The organism is Chromohalobacter sp. HP20-39, from assembly GCF_033052815.1.
GTDB lineage: Bacteria > Pseudomonadota > Gammaproteobacteria > Pseudomonadales > Halomonadaceae > Chromohalobacter.
In genome coordinates, this window is the sequence record NZ_JAWHTP010001024.1 from 1 (window position 1) to 246 (window position 246).

Sequence of the window (246 nt, forward strand, 5' to 3'; positions counted from 1 at the left end):
TGGCTGGAGGCAGGTCCGGGAAGAAACTGACACAACGCGACCAGGTCCGCATAGGCTGTCTCGTCGAGCCATTTGCGCCGCACCACAAATTCATCGCGGAAGTATCCGAGATGGGCAATGGGGCCGCCGAAAGACGTCAGGCCTAACTTCAGGAATGCCGTAAAGACCTCCCTGACCCGGCCTTCGGTTGCATCACTGCTCATAGGCGAGCACTGGCGATTGGCGTTAACGCTCCACCGCTTCGCC

Annotated in this window: 1 protein-coding gene; it reads right to left on the reverse strand. The window is 59.8% G+C overall.

Annotated elements, in window-relative coordinates; genetic code table 11:
- The coding region (locus RVY79_RS21030) for a chromate transporter (protein WP_317466553.1) at positions 1-203 on the reverse strand (203 nt) is incomplete at its 3' end.
- Positions 204-246: the final 43 nt, after the last annotated feature.